Here is a 19,343-nt window from a genome sequence, read left to right as displayed (position 1 = left end):
CGGCGCCCCGATCGTCCGGGGCGCCGGCCGGTCGTGCCCTAGTCGCCCACCCTGCTGCGTCCCGCTGTGTCCTCCACCCCGCCGGCCGGCGCCGGGACGGCGGCCGCCGCGCCGGAGGCGTCGTCGTCCGTGTTGAGCCGCTCGATGATGGCGAGCCGCTCCGGGGTGTCCTCCGGCTTCAGGTAGCCGATCAGGACGTACAGGACCAGCGACACGGCCAGCGGGATCGACACCTGGTACTCCAGCGGGACCCCGCCCTCCACGTTCCAGTGGATCGGGTAGTTGACCAGCCAGAAGGCGAGCAGACCCGTCGCCCAGCTGGTGAGCGCGGCCGTCGGACCCGAACGGCGGAAGGGCCGCAGCAGACCCAGCATCATCGGGATCGCGATCGGGCCCATCAGCCCGGCGACCCACTTGATGACGACGGTGATGATGTCCTTGAACGTCGGCGAGTCGACCTGCGTCGCCACCGCCATCGACAGCCCCAGGAAGACGACCGTCGCCAGCCGCGCCGCCATCAGCCCGGCCCGCTCGCTCCAGCCCCGGGCCCGCGCCGAGAGCACCGGCGCCACGTCACGGGTGAACACCGCGGCGATGGCGTTGGCGTCCGAGGAGCACATGGCCATGGTGTGCGAGAAGAAGCCGACGATGACCAGGCCCAGCAGACCGTGCGGCAGCAACTGCTCGGTCATCAGGGCGTACGAGTCGGAACCGTCCGGTTTCTGCGACTCCACCAGCAGCGGCGACATCCACATCGGGAAGAACAGCACCAGCGGCCAGACCAGCCACAGCACCGCCGACAGCCGCGCCGACCGGGTGGCCTCGCGGGCGTTGCTCGTGGCCATGTAGCGCTGGGCCTGGTTGAGCATGCCGCCGTTGTACTCGAAGAGCTTGATGAAGAGGAAGGCGAGCAGGAACACCGTGCCGTACGGGCCGACCAGCGGCTTCGCGTGGCCGTCGAGGGCGGGCTCGTCCCAGACGCCGAAGAAGCCGCCGTAGTCGCCGAGCTTCACGACGACGGCCACGAACATCGCGACGCCGGCCAGCAGCTGGATGACGAACTGGCCCAGCTCCGTCAGCGCGTCCGCCCACAGGCCGCCGATCGTGCAGTAGACGCCCGTGACGACGCCGGTGATCAGGATGCCCTGGTTCAGGGAGATGCCGGTGAAGACCGACAGCAGCGTGGCGATGGCCGCCCACTTCGCGGCCACGTCCACGATCTTCAGCAGCATGCCGGACCAGGCCAGGGCCTGCTGGGTGCGCAGGTCGTACCGGTTCTTCAGGTACTCCAGGGGCGACGCCACGTGCAGTCGCGAGCGCAGCCGGTTGATGCGCGGCGCGAACAGCTTGGAGCCGATGGCGATGCCGAGCGCGATCGGGAAGGACCACGTCACGAAGGACGTCACGCCGTAGGTGTAGGCGATGCCCGCGTACCCGGTGAACATCACCGCGCTGTAGCCCGACATGTGGTGCGAGATGCCGGACAGCCACCAGGGCATCTTGCCGCCGGCCGTGAAGAAGTCGCTGACGTTGTCCACGCGTTTGTGCGACCACACGCCGATCGCCACCATGACGGCGAAGTAGCCGATGAGCACGGACCAGTCGAGACCGTTCATGTGCCCCCTTCCGGGGTCCGCCTTGTGAACTCCGCTCAGCTGGCTGGCACTTCGCACGAGCGGGGTGAGGACGGGGCAGGCCGCGAAGTGCCCGCTCATCGTGGTTGCGCCGACGCGGGCACGACAAGGAAGGGGAAGGTCAAGAGGAAGTAAAAAGGTTCGGCTTGCTGACCTCGGTTCACCTACATGAACGGTTCGGTGAGTGTTTCCGATGGGCGTCCGATGGGTGCCCGGAGGCGCCCGGATGGGCGCCCGGGGCCTACCTCAGCTCGTCCGGGCAGGGCGTCCCGCGCGACAGCGCGTACGGCGCCGCCAGCCGGTACGTGCCCGCCTCGGGCGCGATCAGCGTCGTCCACGTGTCGCCCTCGGCGGTCTCCTCCGTCTCCATCAGACAGCCGTTGACGTTGTCGTACGTCTTCGGCGTGCCCTCCGGGGCGTTCTTGGAGGCCTCCGTCTCCTGGGGCGCTTCGAGCTGCTTGCCCTCGGCGTCGACGATGCTCAGCCACGGCGAGTACGGCATCCGGATCAGGACGCGGCCGGGCTGCCTCACGTCGATCGTCCACTCGCCCTGCTCGGCCCGCTGGACGACCGCGTGCGGCTCCGCCAGCGGCGTCGGGTCGGTCACCTGGAAGAGCTGCCAGTTGGCGTCGCCCCAGATCTGCTTCAGGTACGGCAGGCCCCGCTGCACCAGCTCCCGCTCGCGCTGGCCGCCGTCCCCGTCCGGCTCGCCCTTGGGCAGCACCACGAAGTGCACGGCCCAGCGCTTCAGCCACTCGTGGTAGTTCGCCGAGTTGAGGGTGTCGTCGTAGAAGAGCGGGTTGCGCTTCATGTCGGCCTGGCGGTTCCAGCCGCGGGCGAGGTTCACGTACGGCGCGAGCGCCGAGGCCTCCCGGTGCGAGCGCGCGGGGACCACCTCGACCCGCCCCTTCTCCGCGCCGACCTCCTGCAGCTCGTTCACGAGCGGCGCCAGCTCACGCGCCCAGGACGCGGTCGGCTGCGTGTGGACGACGTCGTCGGCGGACTTGAAGCCGATCCAGCCGACGAACCCGACGATCGAGACCACGAGCGCGTACCACTTGCGCGAGCGCGGCACCGTGAACGGCAGCGCGGCCACCAGCGCCGCCCCGGCGAAGAGCATCGCCAGCCGCGTGATGTTGGAGCCGATCTGCGAGCTGATCACCCAGACCAGCAGCACGGACAGGCCGTAGACCGCCGACGTGATCCGCACGGTGACCCAGGCGCGCGGCACGAACACGCACACCAGGCCCGCGTACACCACCGGCAGGGCCGCCGAGCCGAAGGACATCGGCTGCGTCCCGGAGAAGGGGAACAGCCACGCCGACAGCGCCACGACCACGGCCGGGGCCAGCCCCAGCGACCAGGCACCCGGACGGCGCTTCTGGAGGAACAGGGCCACCGCCACCAGACCCACGAACAGGCCCGCGACCGGCGAGGCCATCGTGGCCAGCGCGGCCAGCGGCGCCGCGCACAGCCCCTTGGCCCAGCGCTCGTACCGCCAGCGGTACGGCCAGCAGAACACCGCGGCGACCGCGCCGAGACCGAACATCATGCCCAGCCCGAACGTCACCCGCCCCGACGCCGCGTTGCCCAGCAGCCCGAACAGGCCCGCCAGCGACGCCCACAGCGGATTGCGGACCGCCCGGCTGCGGATCAGGATCATCGTCAGCAGCCCGGCCGACAGCGTCCCGGCGATCATCATCGTCGTCCGCACGCCGAGCAACGACATCAGGTACGGCGAGACCACGCTGTACGACACCGGGTGCATGCCGCCGTACCAGGCGAGGTTGTACGCCGAGTCCGGGTGCCGGCCGACGAACTCCGCCCACGCGTCCTGCGCGGCGAGATCGCCGCCACTGTTCGCGAACGTGAAGAACCAGGCGATGTGGAGGAGCCCGGCCAGGGCGGTCACGGACAGCACCGGGTGGCGCAGCATGCGCTCGCGCAGGGCGAGGAAGGCGGCCCTCACGGCCGAGGACGCCGGTTCACCAGCCGGTTCACGACCGGGCCCCTTGGGCCGCGAGCCCTCCCCGCCGCCCTCGCGGGGAGCGGGTACGCGTGGTCGCGAGCCGGCTCCCGGGCCCGGATCGGCGTCGTCGGCGCGTGTCGGCTCCGCAGTGGCCACCTGAAGGCACTCCCCGTGTCCCGTCTTCCGCTTTCGGCCGTGTCCCGTTCCCGCGACCGGCGACCTGCCCCGTTTCGTGACGCTAGCACGCGCCCCCACGGCGTGGCTCCCCTCCCCTGAGGGCCCCTCCCGGCGCTCCCAGGGGCCCTCAGGGGCCTTGTGGGGCCCTGTCGGGCCCGGTGGGGCTCTTGTGGGCCGTCCGGGACGCGAACGCCCCCGCGACCGGGCGGTCGCGGGGGCGTTCGCGGGCGGGGGTGCCGGTGCGGCCCGGACGGGCCGGCCGTCAGCCCAGGCGGGTCAGCTTGTCCGTGAAGGCCGGCTCCACCAGGTCGTCCTGGAGGGCGACCGGCACCTTCACGGCCCCGGCGGCGCCCCCGTCGCCCACGGTGAGCGTGCCGACCTTCGTGCCGGCCGCGGCCGTGTGCGGCACCTCGTCCGCCTCGAACGTCAGCTTCACCGTCAGGCCCGGCCAGCCGACGGCCTTCACGTCCTTCGTGGCGACGACCGGCGTACGGCCTCCGAGACCGTCGTCGACGTACCCGACGACGCTCCCCTTCTTCAGGATCGTCGACGACTCCAGCGTGTCCTGCGCGGCCCGGATCAGCTGGTCGCTGGAGTCCAGCGCGGCGCCGAGGATGGTGTTGTCCTTGCCGCCCGCCGGCTGGCGCACCACGGCCCCGACGATGGTCCGGGTCTCGCCGCCGACCTCCTTCTTCGCCGCGAAGACGAGGTTGCCGAGGGCGGAGGAGGTGGTGCCGGTCTTGATGCCGACGACGCCGTTGGAGCCGACCAGGTGGTTCCAGTTGGAGTGGTTCCGGCCCTTGTAGTCGTCGTACGACATCTGCGCGGCGACCTCACGGAACGCGGCGGACTTCATCGCCTCCTTGGCCAGCTTCACCTGGTCCACGGCCGTGCTCACCGTCGTGTTGTCCAGCCCCGACGGGTCGGTGTACGTCGTGTTCGTCATGCCGAGGTCCTTGGCGGCGGCGTTCATCTTCTCCACGAACGCCTTCTCCGACCCCGCGTCCCAGCGGGCGAGGAGCCGGGCCACGTTGTTCGCGGACGCGATCAGGATGGCCTCCAGGGCCTCACGCTGGGAGATCTTGTCGCCCTCGTACACGTGGACCGTCGACTCCTGGCCCGCGTCCGACTGCTCCTCGGCCGCCCGGTCGATCCCGATCATCGGGCCCTCGGCGCCGCTCTCCAGCGGGTGGTCGCGCAGCACGACGTACGCGGTCATGACCTTGGCCACGCTCGCGATCGGCACCGGCTTCTGCTCGCCGGACGAGCCGAACGTGCCGATGCCCTGCACGTCGAGCGCCGCCTGGCCGCTGGACGGCCACGGGATCTGGGGCTTGCCGCCCTCGAACGTGAAGCTCTCCCGCGCCGTGAGGTCGAGCGTCGGCTCGGGCAGCGGGCGCATGGACTGCACGACGCCGAGCACGATCAGCAGCAGGATGACCAGCGGCGTCCAGATCTTGACCCGGCGCACCGTCGTGCGGAGCGGGGTCTCCGGGGGCGGCGGGGTGTTCGTCAGCTCCGCCAGCAGGTCCAGCGGCGGCTTCGGCGGCAGCGGCTGCTGCGTGGTCCGCTCGGGCCCCACCTGCGGCACGGCGGCGGTGACCCCGGTGCGCGGCGCCCGCGGCGCCCGGGAAGCGGCCTTGGGGTCCTCGTCCGGTGCCATGGGCGGCTTCGCCGGCTGCGGGGGCTTGCGCGTCGCCGGGTCGTCCGGGTGCCGGAGCGCGACGAACTTGCTGGTCCGCTCGGCGTCGGTCTCGGCGCCCTTGCCGGTCTTCTCGGGTGTGGTGGCGTCACCCAGTTTCAGCATGGTCGTCGGCTGGTCCACGGCGGGCTCGGACGGGCGCGGGGCCTTGAAGACGGCGGTGGGCTGATCGACGCGCCGCCCGCCGTCGTCGGCGTCGCCGCTCCGGTCGCCGCCCTGGTCGTCGTCCTCGTCCGCGGGGGAGTCCGTCCCGTCGTCCGCGGCGGTGACCGCCTCGGGGGCGTCGCCGCCGTCGGAGTCGTCGTCGGCGTCCTTGGGGGTGTCCTTGGCGGCGTCGGCGTCCTGGGAGTCCTCGGCGTCCACAGGGGTGTCCTGGGCGTCCTTGGGGGTGTCCTCGGCGTCGGAGGCGGTGTCCTCGGGGGTGCCCTGGGCGTCCTCGGCGTCCGTCGTGGTGTCTTCGGCGTCCTCGGCGGGCTTCGCGGCGTCCGCCGGTCCCTCCGCGTCCTCGTCGTCTCGCGCGTTCGCGGCGGCCCGCTCCTCGGCGGTCGCCACCCACGCCGCGACTACGTCACGCAGGCGGCCGTCGCTCGACGCGGCGGGCTCGGCGGCCTCGGCGGGCTCAGCGCGGTCGGTGCCGGACGCCTCGGCGGGCTTGTCCTTGGCGGGCTCGTCCTCGCCGGTGCTCTCCGGACCGGCGTCCCCGGCGTCCCCGGCGTCCGCGGCCTTCCCGGCCTTGCCTGCCTCCGCGTCGGCCTCGTCCTCGGCGGCGTCCTCCGCCCCGTCGTCCTCCGCCTCGCGGACCGACAGCACCCGGGTCGCCGTATCGACGCCGCCACGGGACGCGCCGGACCCGGCCGACCCGGCGGACGCCGACGGCTTCGCGTCCTCCCGGGCCACCGTCAGCCGCGGATCACGCGGCTCGCCCGCCTCGGTCCTGGCTTCGGGAACCGGACCCGCGCTCCCCGACGTCGGTTCTTCCGACGACTCGCGCTGCTTCGACCTGTCGGGGGACTCGCCCGCCACCGATGCCTCCTCCATGCGCCGCACGTCGCGTGCGCGCTGCCGATCCCGTACCGAAACCATGTACCAGTGTCCTGTGTACGGGGGGAACCCACGCGGTAGACGAGAACGACATACCTACTGGTTCCACTACGAACCGGTCACGCACCCTCGACAGACCAATGTGAGAGGGGTCACCCTGTCTGTCATCCACGCGGGGAGGCATGGATGGGCAGGAGCCGCAGAACACTTCCGGAGGAGCTTCTGCTGCTGGCGTTGGACCCGACCACGGGTACCACCGCGCAGCCGCAGTCGCTCGACCTCGGTCTGGCCGGAGCACAGCTGGTGGAGCTGGCGCTGGCCGGACGGATAGCCCCAGACGGGGATCGTATCGCCGTGGTGGCACCACGGCCGACAGGAGATCCAACACTCGACTGCGCGTTGGAGTTGCTGCGAAGGCGTGGCGCTCCCGTACGGGCGGTCAACTGGATCGGCGGGCCCCGCCTGGGGCTGCGTCAGACCTACCTCTCGCATCTGGAGCGATGCGGCATGGTGCATGCCGTGGAGGGCCAGATGTGCGGGGTGCTGCCGACGACTCGCTACCAGGCGACGGACACGGCGATCAGCAGGGAGATCAAGGCCCGGCTGGACTCGGCGATCCGCACCGGCGTACCGCCGGATCCGCGGACCGCGGCGCTCGCCGCGCTGGCCCACGCGGTCGGTCTCGGCAAGCACCTCTACCCGGGCAACGAAGGACGCTCGTCGCGGTCCCGCCTGCGGGACCTCATCCGGCACGACCCCATGGGCGGCCTGGTGGCGCACGCGGTGATGGACGTCCAGAACGGCGCGGCGGCCCAGCCGCGCCGCAGCCCGGCCCCGGCCGGCCGCCAGGCCGCGGGACCGGGAGCCAGGTCCGTCCAGGAACCCGCCCGCGGTGTTCCGGCGCAACCACGCCACGGGTCCATGGCGCGCGCGGTGGCCCACTGAGCCACACCCCACCGCGACCACGCACCACCACGTACCACCACGCACCGCACCGCCGCACCACCAGTCCCCGAGACCCGGTTACGGGAGCCGCGGGTTCGCGCGGGGCGGTGGGGCCGACCGCGCGTCCGGCACGTCCGGACGGCGGCCCGGTCCCGCCGCCCCGCGCGGCCATGTGTGAGGGTGGCGCCCCGAACTGGCGTGTACGCGGCGCATATCGACCGTTTCCCAGCGGTAGAAAGCACCTTGGTGGCAGTCTGCTCAGCAGCAGATACGCAAAGTGGCAGCTATGAGTCACGCAGCCGGAGGTGCACGTCCCGTGGCGTCCAATGTCAATCCCACCGTCAGGCGACGCCGGCTGGGCCAGGAGCTGCGCCGGCTCCGCGAGCTCAAGGGCATGACGGCCGAGGAGGTGGCGGAGCGGCTGCTGGTCTCGCAGTCGAAGATCAGCCGCCTGGAGAACGGCCGGCGCAGCATCAGCCAGCGCGACGTCCGCGACCTGTGCGGGGTCTACGAGGTCGAGGACCAGCGGATCGTCGACTCGCTGATGCAGATGGCCAAGGACTCGCGCCAGCAGGGCTGGTGGCACGCCTTCGGCGACATCCCGTACAGCGTCTACATCGGTCTGGAGACCGACGCGGAGTCGCTGCGGACGTACGAACCCCAGATCATCACCGGCCTGTTGCAGACCCGGCCGTACGCCGAGGCGCTCATCCAGGGGGCCCTGCCCGAGACGTCGGTCGCCGACATCGAGAAACAGGTGCAGGTCCGGATACGGCGCCAGGAGCGCATCTCCGCCGAGAACAACCCGCTGCGGCTGTGGGTGGTCCTCGACGAGGCGTGTCTGCGCCGCGAGGTGGGCAGCAGGCAGGTGATGCGCGAGCAGCTGGAGCACGTCGCCGAGATGTCGCAGCTGCCCCACATCACCGTGCAGGTGCTGCCGTTCGACGTCGGGGCGCATCCCGGCATCAACGGGCAGTACTCGATCCTGGAGTTCGCCGACACGGCCGACTCCAGCGTCGTCTACATCGAGGGCGTCACCAGCGACCTGTACCTGGAGAAGGCGCAGGACGTGCAGAAGTACACGGTGATGTACGAGCACCTGCGGGCCCAGGCCCTGAACGTCGAGCAGTCGCGCCAGCGCATCGAGGACGTGGCGAAGGAGTACGCGCGCTGAACCCGACGGCGGACGGCGGCGGATGCTACACCCCTGGCAGGTCCGACTGGAAGAGTCACTGGAATATGCCATCCGGTCGGGTGAATGGCTCCTCCGCTCGGTGAGGTCAGCGAGTAGCGTCGATCACGCCAAAGATCAAGCGTCATTGGCGTAAACCGCACTCAGCACTCGCCATCGGAGCAGACATGGCAATTCTTCAGGGCGCCCAGGAATCGTGGACCAAGTCCTCCTACTCCGGAGGAAACGGCGCGTGCGTCGAGGTCCGGTCACCGGTCGTGGCGGCGCTCGCCGTCCGCGACTCCAAGGTCACCGACGGCCCGGTCCTGGCGTTCCCCGCCGACGCGTGGAACGCCTTCGTGACCTCGGTCAAGGAGTAACCGCTCCGCACGCCGTCCGCCGGCATCGCCGACGGAGCCCTCTCGACCAGTTCGCCGACCTTGCCGAGAGGGCTCTGTTCAGTCCCGGACCGTTCCGCGCCGCACGCGCCGCACTCCCCGCACGCGCCTCATGCGACGGGGAACGCCACGTCGCACACCGGGTCCTCGGGGCCCGCCGCCTCCCAGTCGGCGAAGTACACCTCGCGGCACGGCCCTGCCACCGTCAGACCCCGCGCCGCGATCCACTCCTCCACCGCCTCGAAGGCGGCCAGGATCTGCGGATGGGCCACCTGCGCCTTGGTGATCCGGGTGTAGGCCAGCCGCCGGGCCGGCTCCACCCGCACCCGCGACTGCCAGGCCCGCCCCCGCTCCTCGCTCCACGCCCGCGCCGCCGCCGCGTCGGCGACCGGCACGCACGACTCCGCCGGGCCGTCGCTCTCCATCGACACCTCCGCGTGATAGACGACGAACGGCGCCGCCGTCACACCCCCGCACCCCCGGGCCGCCTCCTCCAGCCGCCCCAGCGAGGCCCCGATCCACGCCGGCAGCTCGTCCGCCAGCGTGTGCCGGGTCTCGCTGATCAGCACCTGCTCGGGCACGTCCACCGTCTCGACCACGAACGTTCCGTACACCTCGGAGCTCCTCCCCGAAAGACGTCCACGGAGGTAGCCGGCGAGCGTCCGCTGCCCGGCGACCCGCGCCTCGACCCCGGCCCAGTAGCCGTCGAGCAGACCGGCCGCTTCCGGCCCGTCCGCCCGGACCACCTCCGCGACCCGCGCCAACGGCATGTCCAGCTGGCGCAGCAGGGCCACGAGCCGGGCGCGTTCGATCTGGCCGGTGCGGTAGTAGCGGTAGCCGGTGGCCTCGTCCACGTGGGCCGGCACCAGCAGGCCCAGCCGGTCGTACAGCCGCAGCGCCTTGGCCGACAGCCGGGCCCGTGCGGCGAACGCACCGATGGTCAGCACCTCGTCGTCGCGCGCGTCGTCCACGTCGCCATCCTCCGTCACCGGGCGGCCTGTTCCGCCCGGCGACGTCGACGCTCGGGTCTGCCCCAGGGGCAAGGTCAAGCAGTGGGCCCAGAAGTGGGCCCCTCAGCCCGCCAGCCGTGCCTCCACGGCGGCCACGACCTCGGCCGACTCCGGTTCGGTCTGCGGCGAGAAGCGGGCGGCGACCTTGCCGTCCCGTCCGATCAGGAACTTCTCGAAGTTCCAGCGGATGTCCCCGCTGTGCCCCTCCGCGTCGGCGAACCCGGTCAGCCGGTCGTACAGCGGGTGCCGGCCCTCCCCGTTGACCTCCACCTTCTCGGTCATCGGGAAGGTGACGCCGTACGTCGCCGAGCAGAACTCGGCGATCTCGTCGGCGCTGCCCGGCTCCTGGCCCATGAACTGGTTGCACGGCACACCGAGCACGGTGAAGCCCTGCTCGGCGTACCGCTCGTGCAGCCGCTCCAGTCCGGAGTACTGCGGGGTGAGGCCGCACTTGGAGGCCACGTTGACCACCAGTACGACCTGGCCGGCGTACTGGGAGAGGCCGGCGGACCCGCCCTGGAGGGCGCCGATCTCCACGCCGAGGGGGAGGCTGTCGTCGGGGTGCGCGTTCTGTGAGGTCGTCATGCCCGGATGCTAGGCGCTTTACGGCTCCCCCCGAACAGCCGCCCCACGAACTCCGCACCCCTCACCCGCCCCGCCTACCCGCCCCGCTCGCCCGCCTCGACGAGTACCTCCCCGGCCGCCGTCCGCGAGTACAGCACCGACCGGCCCGCCCGCCGGCGTGCCACCAGCCCCGCGTCCAGCAGCACCCGCAGGTGTCGCCCGACCGAACCGAGGCCCTGCCCGGTCACCCCGACCAGTTGGCTGGTGCTCATGGGGGAGCGCAGCAGCACCAGCACCGCCGCCCGGGCCGGCCCGAGCAGCGCGCCCAGCGCCGCGGGCACCGGCCGGGCACCGCCGTCCGCGAGGGCACCGGCGCACGGGTAGACCACCGCGTACCGCCCGGCGCCCCCGTCCTCCCACGACACCCAGCCGTGCCGCTGCGGCGTGATCGGTACGAGGATCAGCGCCGCCCCGGACAGCTCGCGCGGCGGATACTCGTGCAGGTTGACCTGGAGCCGGCTGTCGCCGAGCCAGCGGGTGCCCGGCCGCAGGGCGTCCAGCACCGCCGCCCAGCCGCCCCGGCTCACCTGCGCGGTCCGCGCGACGACGTCCGCCTCCAGGACGCGGCGGCGCCGGTCCCAGTCGGGGCGTACGGTCTCGGCCCAGACGTACTCCAGCAGCGCGGCGGCGCGTTCGGTCAGGTCGTCGCGGTCCAGGGCGGCGGGGAGCGGGCCGGCCAGGGAGACGCGGAGATGGGCGCGGGCCGCGTCGGGACGGACCGCGCGGACCCGGGCGACGCCCTCCTCGAAGGTCTCGTCCTCACGCGGCGTCGGCGTGAAGAAGTCGGCGATCCACTCCCGGCCGAGTCCCGAGCGGACCAGCAGCGCGGTCACCGGGTCGTCCGCGAGACGGCGCCGGTAGCCGGGCAGATGGGCGTCCAGCCAGGCCCGCTCGCCCGGGTGGGCGGGCGCCTCGGCGTGCAGCAGCTTCAGGCAGGCGAAGGTCTCGGCGAGCGGCGAGACGACGAACCGGCTGCGGGCGAGCGTGTCGGCGTTGAGGTGCCACCAGCCCATCCGGCCCGCCCCCTCCGCGCTTCCCGTCCCGCCCGTCCCGTCACCTTTCGCGCACGCGCGAAACAATAACGACCCGCTTCCGGCCCGCCCCAGACTCCCCGCATGCCAGACACGAGCCGCAGAAGCTACGCGGACCTGTTCCGCACCCCGGAGTTCAGCCCCCTCTTCCTCTCCTCCTCGGCGGGCATCGCCGCCCAGACGGTGAGCGGCCTGGCGCTCGGCACCCTGGTGTTCCGGGCGACCGGTTCACCGCTGCTGTCCGCGGTGAGCATGTTCGGCCCCGCACTGGCCCAGGTGCTGGGCGCCACGTTCTTCCTCTCCGGCGCCGACCGGCTGGCGCCGCGCGCGACACTGGCGGGTATCTCGCTCGCCTTCGCCGTCGCCACCGCGGCCCTCGCGCTGCCCGGGCTGCCGGTGTGGGCGATGTTCGCCGTCGTCCTCGCCCAGGGCCTGATCTCCTCCCTCGGCGGCGGCGTCCGCTGGGGGCTGCTCAACGAGATCCTCTCCAAGGACGGCTACCTGGCCGGGCGTTCGCTGTTCAACATGATGAGCGGCATCACCCAGATCGCCGGATACGCGACCGGCGGCGTCCTGGTGGCGCTGCTGTCGCCGCGCCTGTGCCTGCTGCTCGCGGCCGGTCTCTACGGCGCCGCGGCCGGCCTCGCCCTGCTGCTGACCCGCCGTCCGCCGCGCGCCTCCGGGCGCCCCTCCGTGGCCGTCACCCGCCGCACCAACGCCCTGCTGTGGTCGTCCGCGCCGCGCCGGCACGTCTACCTCGCGCTGTGGATCCCCAACGGCCTCGTCGTCGGCTGCGAGGCGCTGTACGTCTCCTACGACCCGCGCGCCGCGGGCACGCTCTTCGCCTGCGCCGCCCTGGGCATGCTGGCCGGGGACGTGACGGTCGGCCGCCTGCTGCCGGCCCGGCTCCGCCCCCGCCTCGGCATCCCGCTGCTGGTGCTGCTGGCGGCGCCGTACCTCGTGCTCTTCCTGCGCCCGCCGCTGCCGCTGACGGCCGTGCTGGTCGCGCTCGCCTCCGTCGGCTTCGGCGCGAGCCTGGTGCAGCAGGAACGGCTGGTCGCCCTCACCCCGGACGAGCTGTCCGGCCACGCCCTCGGCCTGCACTCCGCCGGGATGCTCACCATGCAGGGCGTGGCCGCGGCCCTGGCGGGCCTGGTCGCCCAGCTCACCTCACCGGCGACGGCGATGACCGTGATGGCCCTCGCCTCGCTCGCGGTGACCCTCACCCTGACGGTGGCGAGCCGACGGGACGCGGCCGACGGAGGGCTGCTGCCCAGGAGGCGACCGGCGTCCGTGCCGGGCGGCGCCGGGTGACCGGGGCACGCCGGTCGCACCCGTCGCATCCGTGGCACTCGTCGCATTCGTAGCACCCGTCGCAACGGTCACGCTGGTCGCACCGGTCTCATGGGGTGACGCGGCGTCGGACCGTGTCGAGGTCCCGGTCCGGTACGCCGGGCGCCCGCTCAGGCACGGCGGGAGCCGGCGGATGCCATGCCGAGCCAGGTGTGCGGGTTGCCCGCCCAGCACCAGCCGAGCTTCGGTGCCTTCTGGCTGATCCAGATCGCCGGGACCCGGCGGTCGCCGGACCGCGAACCGCCCAGTGAGAAGCACTTGTTCTTGACCAGGACCTGTGGGGCGTGCGTCATCAGGGCGATGCCCTCCTCGATGGTGAGCAGGGTGCGGCCCCGCTCGGCGACGGCGGCCATCGCGTCGTTGGGCACGGCCCCGCAGAACTCCTCGCCGCGCTCGACGTCGAGGAGCAGGTGCACGCCGTCCCGGCCGGGCGGCCGGGCCTCGTCGGTCGCGACGAACCGCTCCAGGGAGCCTGGCTCGAAGGTGCGGTCGACGAAGCCGGGCAGCCGGCCGCCGTGGAGGGTGGTAAGCGGCATGGTCCGCTCGACCGGCGCGAGTTCACGGCTGACGACCAGGACGAAGGGCACCCGGCCGGAGACCGCCGGATCGGACGCGGCGTCCCCCGCGCCCTCGCAGGTGCTCGCGTGGGCCATGGCCTCGGCGCGCAGCGGCGCGACCAGGTCGGCGAACTGTTCCGGGGTGCGGCCGGAGAAAGCCGGGTAGCCGAGCGTCGTGAGCGTGCGGACCTGCCGGTCGAACTCGGCGGCGGCCGCGTCGGAGGCCGGGGAGCCGGAGAGGCCGGGGGAGTGCGTCTGCTCGGACAAGCGGGGTCCTTCCGTCGAACCTTCGGCGGGGCGGCCTGCGGTACGGCCCGGGTCGGTCAGGACGCCGGTCGGGGGATCGGGCAGGGGGTCGGTCAGGAGTTCGGTCAGGAGCACGGTCTGGAGTTCGGTCAGGGCAGCTCCTTGGCCGCGATGGTCTCGATGTCGGCAGGGCTGCCCGACATGATCGTCCGGACGTGGCGGGTGACCAGGCCGACCGGCCAGTCCCACCACGCGGCCCGCTGGAGGCGGGCGATGTCGTCGGCGTCGTACCGGGTGCGGATCGGCCGGGCCGGGTTCCCGCCCACGACGGTGTACGGCGGGACGTCGCCGGTGACGACCGTCCCGGCGGCGACGATCGCCCCGTCCCCGATGCGCACCCCGGGCATGACGGTGGCGCCGTAACCGAACCAGACGTCGTTGCCGACGACCGTGTCGCCGCGGCTGGGCATGCCGGTGACCAGGTCGAGCGTGGCCTCGGCCCAGGCTCCGCCGAACATGGTGAACGGGAAGGTGGAGACGCCCATCGTGGGGTGCTCGGCCCCCGCCATCAGGAACCGGGTGCCGGAGGCGATCGCGCAGTACTTGCCGATGATCAGCTTCTCCGGACCGTAGGCGTAGAGCACGTTGCGGGTCTCGAAGGCGGTGGCGTCGTCGGGATCGTCGTAGTAGGTGAAGTCGCCGACCTGGATGCGCTCGTCGGTGACGAGCGGCTTGAGGAGGACGACCCGTGGGTGCTGCGCGAGCGGGTGGACGACGCCCGGATCGGGAGCGGCGGCGGTGACGGACTCTTCATTGCCTTCGGAAGAATTGTTCATCCGTACTAACTTTACGCAGAGGCTGTGTTGCCTGTCAACATAAAAATCGTACGGGGGTAAGATTGCCCCATGGAACCCTCTACGGCACCGGCGCTGGGTCTGCGCGAGACCAAGAAGCGCGAGACGCGGCAACTGATCTCCGACCAGGCGACCCGGCTCTTCATCGAGCAGGGGTTCGAGCGCACGACGATCGCCGAGATCGCCGAGGCCGCCCGTGTCGCCAAGAAGACGGTGACGAACTACTTCCCGCACAAGGAGGACCTGGCCCTCGACCACCAGGAGGAGTTCGTCGCCGCGCCGGCGGCCACCGTGACCGCGCGTGCTCCGGGCGAGACGCCTCTGGCGGCCCTGCGGCGCGCCTTCCTGGCGGCGGTCGCCGACCAGGACCCCGTCGCGGGCTTCGCCGGCCCGGCGTTCACGCGCATGATCGACGACAGTCCCACGCTCACCGCCTGCCTGCGCGGCCTCCACGACCGCCGCGAGGAGGCGCTGGCCGCGGCCTTGGCCGAGACGACGGCCACCGCGCCCGACGACATCGCGCCGCGTACGGCCGCGGCCCTGCTGGGCGCGGTCCACCGCGTCCTGTTCACCCGTATCCAGGAACTGACCCTGACGGGCCGCACGAACCCGGAGATCGCGGAGGTGCTGACGCGGGAGGCCCCCCGCGCCTTCGACCTGCTCGCCCCCGCCCTGGCGGAGTACGGCCGCGCCTGACCTCGTGGCGCGGAACGGCGTCAGGATCGGACCTCGCCCAGTACCGCCCGTGCCGCCGGTATCGCCCGGTGCCACCCCATGCCACCCGACGGCCATCAGGTGGCGCCAGCTGTACACCTGGCGCCAGCCGTACACCTGGCGCCACCGGTCGCCCGTCGGCGCACATCTGGCGCCACCGGTCGCACATCCGGCGCCACCGGTCGCACACCTGGCGCCACCGGTCGCCCGCCTGGCGTCACCTGGCGCCATCGGGTGCCACTCCGGCTTCCCTGGGGGGTGGATGAAGGCTCCGTGCCGCCCTTCTTCGTCTGGAAGTCGCGCATTTCTGCACGTCAGAGCCGTGCCGATGTGCGTCGTCATAGAATGGCGCCCACCTGCTTGCGTATGGCGCCAAGGTGATGCCATGATGGCGTCATGGACCTCACCCCGTACGTCGACACTCTCCGCCGCGAACTCGCGGTGGCCGCCGAGGCCGGCGGCGACGAAGCCCGCGAGCTGGCCGAGCGGCTGACCGCTCCCCTGGAGTCGGCGACCCGGCTGACCATGCTCAACGTGCTCTCCGCCGCGATGGACGAGATCACCCGTGAACTCGCCCCGGGCTCGGTCGACGTACGGCTGCGCGGAATCGACCCCGACTTCGTGGTGACCCGTCCCCCCGCCGACGACGGCGCACTCGCGGCGCCGGCCGCGCCCGTCGACTACCAGAAGGCCCCGGCCCCGGCCCCGGCCGACGGTGACGAGGGCGGGACCGCCCGCGTCAACCTGCGCCTGCCGGCCCACCTCAAGGCGCGGGCCGAGGACGCCGCGGCCCGCGAGGGCCTGTCGGTCAACGCGTGGCTGGTGCGCACCGTGTCGGCCGCGGTCGAGGGTGGCACCGGGCCCCTCGCGCCGGAGAAGGCCCCCACCGTCGGCCGCAGCTTCACGGGCTGGGCGCGCTAGCCCCACCGGCACCACCGCACCCCGCACCACCCCAGCGGCACCGACACCGACACCACGTCCCACCAGCGGGGACGCCCGAAGACTCAGAGGACGGGGACAGCCATGCCTTCTTTCGACACTCCCGAACCGATTTCGGTCACCGCCTACGTGTACGCGGGATCCCTCCAGTTCACCGCGGGCGAGCGCGGCGACACCGTGGTCGAGGTGCGCCCCCGTGACCCGAAGAAGGACCTGGACGTGCGGACGGCCGATCAGACCGAGGTCGCCCTCTCGGGCGGCACCCTGACCGTCACCACGCCCAAGGCCAACCTGCTCGGGCGCGGCGGCACCGTCGACGTGACGGTGGAACTGCCCGCGGGTTCGCACACCGACGTGACCACCGCCGCGGCCAGGGTGATCGGCGAGGGCCGGCTCGGCGAGGTCCGGGTCACATCCTTGGCGGGCGACGTCCGGCTCGGCACGACCGGCCCGCTGTACCTGAAGGCGTCGCACGGCTCGGTCACCGTCGACCGGGTCGAGGGCGCGGCCGAGATCGTCAGCAGTACCGGCAACGTCCGCGTCGGACTCGTCGACGGCCCCGCCGTCCTGAAGAACTCGCACGGCACCACGGTCGTCGGCGCCGTGACCGGCGAGCTGCGGGTGAACGGCGCCAACGGTGCCGTGGAGATCGCCCGCGCCGAGGCGTCGGTCACCGGCACCACGACCAACGGCCTCCTGCGCGTCGCCGAAGTCGCCCGCGGCACGGTGCGGTTGGACAGCTCCAACGGCTCCATCGAGGTCGGTGTCCGCGAGGGCACCGCCGCCTGGCTCGACGTCAGGTCGCAGCGCGGGCACGTGCGCAACGCGCTCGCCGCGTCCGAGGCGCCGGAGCGGGCCGAGGAGACCGTCAAGGTCCACGCACGGACCAACTGGGGCAACATCGACGTCCTCCGCGCCCGCGCCTGAGGACCGGCCCCGCCCAGCAGTCATCCGCCCAGGCACCTCAGTGGCCCCAGGCACCTCACTGGCCCCAGTCACCTCACCCCTCGAACGGGAGGGCTCCATGCCTTCATCTGTCATGCCCATGCCCAGGTCGGGGGACGGCCGTCCGTCGCCGGTCGCCGTCTCCGCCCTCGGACTGCGCAAGTCGTACGGCGACAAGACCGTCCTCGACGGCATCGATCTCCGCATCCCGGCCGGCACCGTGTTCGCGCTGCTCGGTCCGAACGGCGCCGGGAAGACCACCGCCGTGAAGATCCTCTCCACCCTCATCTCCGCGGACGGCGGGCAGGCCCAGGTCGCCGGTCACGACCTCGCAGCCGACCCGCAGGCGGTGCGTGCCGCGATCGCTGTCACCGGGCAGTTCTCCGCCGTGGACGGTCTGATCACCGGTGAGGAGAACATGCTCCTCATGGCGGACCTGCACCACCTGTCCAAGCAGGAGGGGCGGCGGGTGACCGCCGAACTGCTGGAGCGCTTCGACCTGGTGGAGGCGGCGAAGAAGCCCGCCTCGACCTACTCGGGCGGTATGAAGCGCCGCCTGGACATCGCCATGACGCTGGTCGGCAGCCCGCGGATCATCTTCCTGGACGAGCCCACCACCGGTCTGGACCCGCGTTCCCGGCACAACATGTGGGGCATCATCCGCGAGCTGGTCGCCGACGGCGTGACCGTCTTCCTCACCACGCAGTACCTGGAGGAGGCCGACGAACTCGCCGACCGCATCGCCGTCCTGAACGACGGGAAGATCGCCGCCGAGGGCACCGCCGCCGAACTCAAGCGCCTCGTCCCCGGCGGCCACGTCCGGCTCCGCTTCACCGACCCGGTCTCCTACCAGGCCGCCGCCCTCGCCCTGGACCCGGCGACCCGCGACGACGAGGCACTCGTGCTGCAGACCGCCTCGGGAGGCAGCCAGCGTGAACTGCGCACGCTCCTCGACCGGCTGGACTCGGCCGGCATCGAGGCCGACGAACTGACCGTGCACACCCCCGACCTCGACGACGTGTTCTTCGCCCTGACCGGCGGCGCCGGCGGGACCGGCGGGACCGACCAGCCCAAGGAGGCCGTCCGATGAGTTCCCTCTCCCTCGCCGTGCGCGACTCGTCCACGATGCTGCGCCGCAACCTGCTGCACGCGCGCCGCTACCCGTCGCTCACCCTGAACCTGCTGCTCACGCCGATCATGCTGCTCCTGCTGTTCGTCTACATCTTCGGCGACGCGATGAGCGCGGGCATCGGCGGCGGCGACCGCTCCGACTACCTCGCCTATCTGGTCCCGGGCCTGCTGCTGATGACCGTCAGTTCCACCGTCATCGGCACCGCGGTCTCCGTCTCCATGGACATGAGCGAGGGCATCATCGCCCGCTTCCGCACCATGGCCATCCACCGGGGCTCCGTCCTCGTCGGACACGTCATCGGCAGCGTGCTGCAGTCCGTGGCCAGCGTCGTCCTCGTCGGTGCCGTCGCCCTCGCCATCGGCTTCCGGTCCACCGACGCCACCGCCCTGGAGTGGCTGGCCGCCTTCGCGCTGCTCACCCTGTTCGCCCTGGCGCTCACCTGGATCGCCGTGGGCATGGGCCTGATCAGCCCCAACGCCGAGGCCGCCAGCAACAACGCCCTGCCGCTGATCCTGCTGCCGCTCCTGTCGAGCGCGTTCGTGCCGGTCGGCTCCATGCCGGGCTGGTTCCAGCCGATCGCCGAGTACCAGCCCTTCACGCCGGCCATCGAGACCCTGCGCGGCCTGCTGCTGGGCACCGAGATCGGCCACAACGGCTGGCTCGCCGCCGCCTGGTGCCTGGGCCTCGTGGTCCTCGGCTACTTCTGGTCCAAGTCGGTGTTCGACCGCGACCCGAAGTAGCCCCGGGACCCAGCCGGCCGCCCGCGCGGCGCGTCCCGTCCCGTCCCGTCCCGGGCGGCGTACCCCGACGACACGTCGGAGTGCGCCGCCCGTTCGCGTACGCGGACCGCCCGCCCCCCGGCGTCGCAGGAGTCGGGGGGGGGCGTAAGAGAGGCGTCAAG

17 protein-coding genes are annotated in these 19,343 nt (G+C 72.4%); 9 read left to right on the top strand and 8 right to left on the bottom strand.

What is annotated here, in order from left to right:
- Positions 1–38: 38 nt before the first annotated feature.
- From ACFIF2_RS18785 to ACFIF2_RS18775, 3 genes are all read right to left on the bottom strand, one after another.
- Positions 39–1,616, bottom strand: coding sequence for a sodium:solute symporter family protein (locus tag ACFIF2_RS18785; protein ID WP_395574013.1), 1,578 nt, complete (start codon positions 1,614–1,616; stop codon positions 39–41).
- Between the two features lie 259 nt (positions 1,617–1,875).
- The gene (locus ACFIF2_RS18780; protein WP_395574011.1) at positions 1,876–3,759 is read right to left on the bottom strand and encodes an MFS transporter; all 1,884 of its coding nucleotides are present in this window, start codon (positions 3,757–3,759) and stop codon (positions 1,876–1,878) included.
- 283 nt (positions 3,760–4,042) lie between these two features.
- Positions 4,043–6,565, bottom strand: a complete 2,523-nt coding sequence (locus ACFIF2_RS18775; RefSeq protein ID WP_395574009.1) for a D-alanyl-D-alanine carboxypeptidase — start codon at positions 6,563–6,565, stop codon at positions 4,043–4,045.
- A gap of 144 nt (positions 6,566–6,709) precedes the next feature.
- Here ACFIF2_RS18775 and ACFIF2_RS18770 point away from each other — a divergent pair, with 144 nt between their 5' ends.
- The 3 genes from ACFIF2_RS18770 to ACFIF2_RS18760 all read left to right on the top strand — a co-directional run bounded on the left by ACFIF2_RS18770 (position 6,710) and on the right by ACFIF2_RS18760 (position 9,019).
- On the top strand, positions 6,710–7,468 hold the full coding sequence (locus tag ACFIF2_RS18770; RefSeq protein ID WP_395574007.1) for a GPP34 family phosphoprotein: 759 nt from the start codon (positions 6,710–6,712) through the stop codon (positions 7,466–7,468).
- Positions 7,469–7,784: 316 nt separating this feature from the next.
- Complete coding sequence (locus ACFIF2_RS18765) at positions 7,785–8,642, top strand: helix-turn-helix domain-containing protein (protein WP_395574005.1); 858 nt, start codon at positions 7,785–7,787, stop codon at positions 8,640–8,642.
- Between the two features lie 185 nt (positions 8,643–8,827).
- The gene (locus ACFIF2_RS18760; protein ID WP_395574003.1) at positions 8,828–9,019 is read left to right on the top strand and encodes a DUF397 domain-containing protein; all 192 of its coding nucleotides are present in this window, start codon (positions 8,828–8,830) and stop codon (positions 9,017–9,019) included.
- Positions 9,020–9,147: 128 nt separating this feature from the next.
- Here ACFIF2_RS18760 and ACFIF2_RS18755 read toward each other — a convergent pair whose 3' ends face one another.
- The 3 genes from ACFIF2_RS18755 to ACFIF2_RS18745 form a co-directional block, all read right to left on the bottom strand.
- A complete protein-coding gene (locus tag ACFIF2_RS18755; RefSeq protein ID WP_395574001.1) occupies positions 9,148–10,026 on the bottom strand; it encodes a MerR family transcriptional regulator in 879 nt (292 codons plus the stop codon).
- 84 nt (positions 10,027–10,110) lie between these two features.
- Positions 10,111–10,632, bottom strand: a complete 522-nt coding sequence (locus ACFIF2_RS18750) for a glutathione peroxidase (protein WP_395573999.1) — start codon at positions 10,630–10,632, stop codon at positions 10,111–10,113.
- Between the two features lie 74 nt (positions 10,633–10,706).
- The gene (locus tag ACFIF2_RS18745; protein ID WP_395573997.1) at positions 10,707–11,684 is read right to left on the bottom strand and encodes an ArsR family transcriptional regulator; all 978 of its coding nucleotides are present in this window, start codon (positions 11,682–11,684) and stop codon (positions 10,707–10,709) included.
- Positions 11,685–11,786: 102 nt separating this feature from the next.
- Here ACFIF2_RS18745 and ACFIF2_RS18740 point away from each other — a divergent pair, with 102 nt between their 5' ends.
- Positions 11,787–13,016, top strand: coding sequence for an MFS transporter (locus ACFIF2_RS18740; protein WP_395573995.1), 1,230 nt, complete (start codon positions 11,787–11,789; stop codon positions 13,014–13,016).
- A 149-nt stretch (positions 13,017–13,165) separates the two neighbouring features.
- Here the strand turns inward: ACFIF2_RS18740 and ACFIF2_RS18735 are convergent, their stop codons facing one another.
- Together ACFIF2_RS18735 and ACFIF2_RS18730 are read right to left on the bottom strand one after the other, a co-directional pair.
- Entirely contained in the window at positions 13,166–13,879 is a 714-nt protein-coding gene (locus tag ACFIF2_RS18735; RefSeq protein ID WP_395573993.1) for a DUF5701 family protein, read from the bottom strand.
- Between the two features lie 128 nt (positions 13,880–14,007).
- Positions 14,008–14,694 carry a CatB-related O-acetyltransferase gene (locus tag ACFIF2_RS18730; RefSeq protein ID WP_395573991.1) on the bottom strand — a complete coding sequence of 229 codons (687 nt, stop codon included), beginning with the start codon at positions 14,692–14,694 and terminating at the stop codon, positions 14,008–14,010.
- Between the two features lie 69 nt (positions 14,695–14,763).
- Here ACFIF2_RS18730 and ACFIF2_RS18725 point away from each other — a divergent pair, with 69 nt between their 5' ends.
- From ACFIF2_RS18725 to ACFIF2_RS18705, 5 genes are all read left to right on the top strand, one after another.
- The gene (locus ACFIF2_RS18725) at positions 14,764–15,408 is read left to right on the top strand and encodes a TetR/AcrR family transcriptional regulator (protein ID WP_395573989.1); all 645 of its coding nucleotides are present in this window, start codon (positions 14,764–14,766) and stop codon (positions 15,406–15,408) included.
- Between the two features lie 414 nt (positions 15,409–15,822).
- The gene (locus tag ACFIF2_RS18720; protein WP_395573987.1) at positions 15,823–16,347 is read left to right on the top strand and encodes a hypothetical protein; all 525 of its coding nucleotides are present in this window, start codon (positions 15,823–15,825) and stop codon (positions 16,345–16,347) included.
- A 102-nt stretch (positions 16,348–16,449) separates the two neighbouring features.
- Positions 16,450–17,292, top strand: a complete 843-nt coding sequence (locus ACFIF2_RS18715; RefSeq protein ID WP_395573985.1) for a DUF4097 family beta strand repeat-containing protein — start codon at positions 16,450–16,452, stop codon at positions 17,290–17,292.
- A gap of 97 nt (positions 17,293–17,389) precedes the next feature.
- Complete coding sequence (locus tag ACFIF2_RS18710; RefSeq protein ID WP_395573983.1) at positions 17,390–18,400, top strand: ATP-binding cassette domain-containing protein; 1,011 nt, start codon at positions 17,390–17,392, stop codon at positions 18,398–18,400.
- Positions 18,397–19,182: an ABC transporter permease gene (locus ACFIF2_RS18705; protein WP_395573981.1), complete on the top strand. Its 786-nt coding sequence runs from the start codon at positions 18,397–18,399 to the stop codon at positions 19,180–19,182. The genes ACFIF2_RS18710 and ACFIF2_RS18705 overlap by 4 nt, the downstream gene beginning before the upstream one ends.
- Positions 19,183–19,343: the final 161 nt, after the last annotated feature.

Source organism: Streptomyces sp. BK79, from assembly GCF_044142145.1.
Classification (GTDB): domain Bacteria; phylum Actinomycetota; class Actinomycetes; order Streptomycetales; family Streptomycetaceae; genus Streptomyces.
Note: the sequence above shows the minus strand (reverse complement) of the source record. Positions and strands in the feature narration are given on the sequence as shown.

What these genes read in the sequence shown, in the direction of transcription:
- ACFIF2_RS18785 (WP_395574013.1), bottom strand. Translation starts at nt 1,616, where the DNA reads ATGAACGGTCTCGACTGGTCCGTGCTCATCGGCTACTTCGCCGTCATG.
- ACFIF2_RS18720 (WP_395573987.1), top strand. Translation starts at nt 15,823, where the DNA reads ATGGACCTCACCCCGTACGTCGACACTCTCCGCCGCGAACTCGCGGTG.
- ACFIF2_RS18770 (WP_395574007.1), top strand. Translation starts at nt 6,710, where the DNA reads ATGGGCAGGAGCCGCAGAACACTTCCGGAGGAGCTTCTGCTGCTGGCG.
- ACFIF2_RS18760 (WP_395574003.1), top strand. Translation starts at nt 8,828, where the DNA reads ATGGCAATTCTTCAGGGCGCCCAGGAATCGTGGACCAAGTCCTCCTAC.
- ACFIF2_RS18705 (WP_395573981.1), top strand. Translation starts at nt 18,397, where the DNA reads ATGAGTTCCCTCTCCCTCGCCGTGCGCGACTCGTCCACGATGCTGCGC.
- ACFIF2_RS18750 (WP_395573999.1), bottom strand. Translation starts at nt 10,632, where the DNA reads ATGACGACCTCACAGAACGCGCACCCCGACGACAGCCTCCCCCTCGGC.
- ACFIF2_RS18775 (WP_395574009.1), bottom strand. Translation starts at nt 6,565, where the DNA reads ATGGTTTCGGTACGGGATCGGCAGCGCGCACGCGACGTGCGGCGCATG.
- ACFIF2_RS18715 (WP_395573985.1), top strand. Translation starts at nt 16,450, where the DNA reads ATGCCTTCTTTCGACACTCCCGAACCGATTTCGGTCACCGCCTACGTG.
- ACFIF2_RS18725 (WP_395573989.1), top strand. Translation starts at nt 14,764, where the DNA reads ATGGAACCCTCTACGGCACCGGCGCTGGGTCTGCGCGAGACCAAGAAG.
- ACFIF2_RS18710 (WP_395573983.1), top strand. Translation starts at nt 17,390, where the DNA reads ATGCCTTCATCTGTCATGCCCATGCCCAGGTCGGGGGACGGCCGTCCG.
- ACFIF2_RS18730 (WP_395573991.1), bottom strand. Translation starts at nt 14,694, where the DNA reads ATGAACAATTCTTCCGAAGGCAATGAAGAGTCCGTCACCGCCGCCGCT.
- ACFIF2_RS18745 (WP_395573997.1), bottom strand. Translation starts at nt 11,684, where the DNA reads ATGGGCTGGTGGCACCTCAACGCCGACACGCTCGCCCGCAGCCGGTTC.
- ACFIF2_RS18740 (WP_395573995.1), top strand. Translation starts at nt 11,787, where the DNA reads ATGCCAGACACGAGCCGCAGAAGCTACGCGGACCTGTTCCGCACCCCG.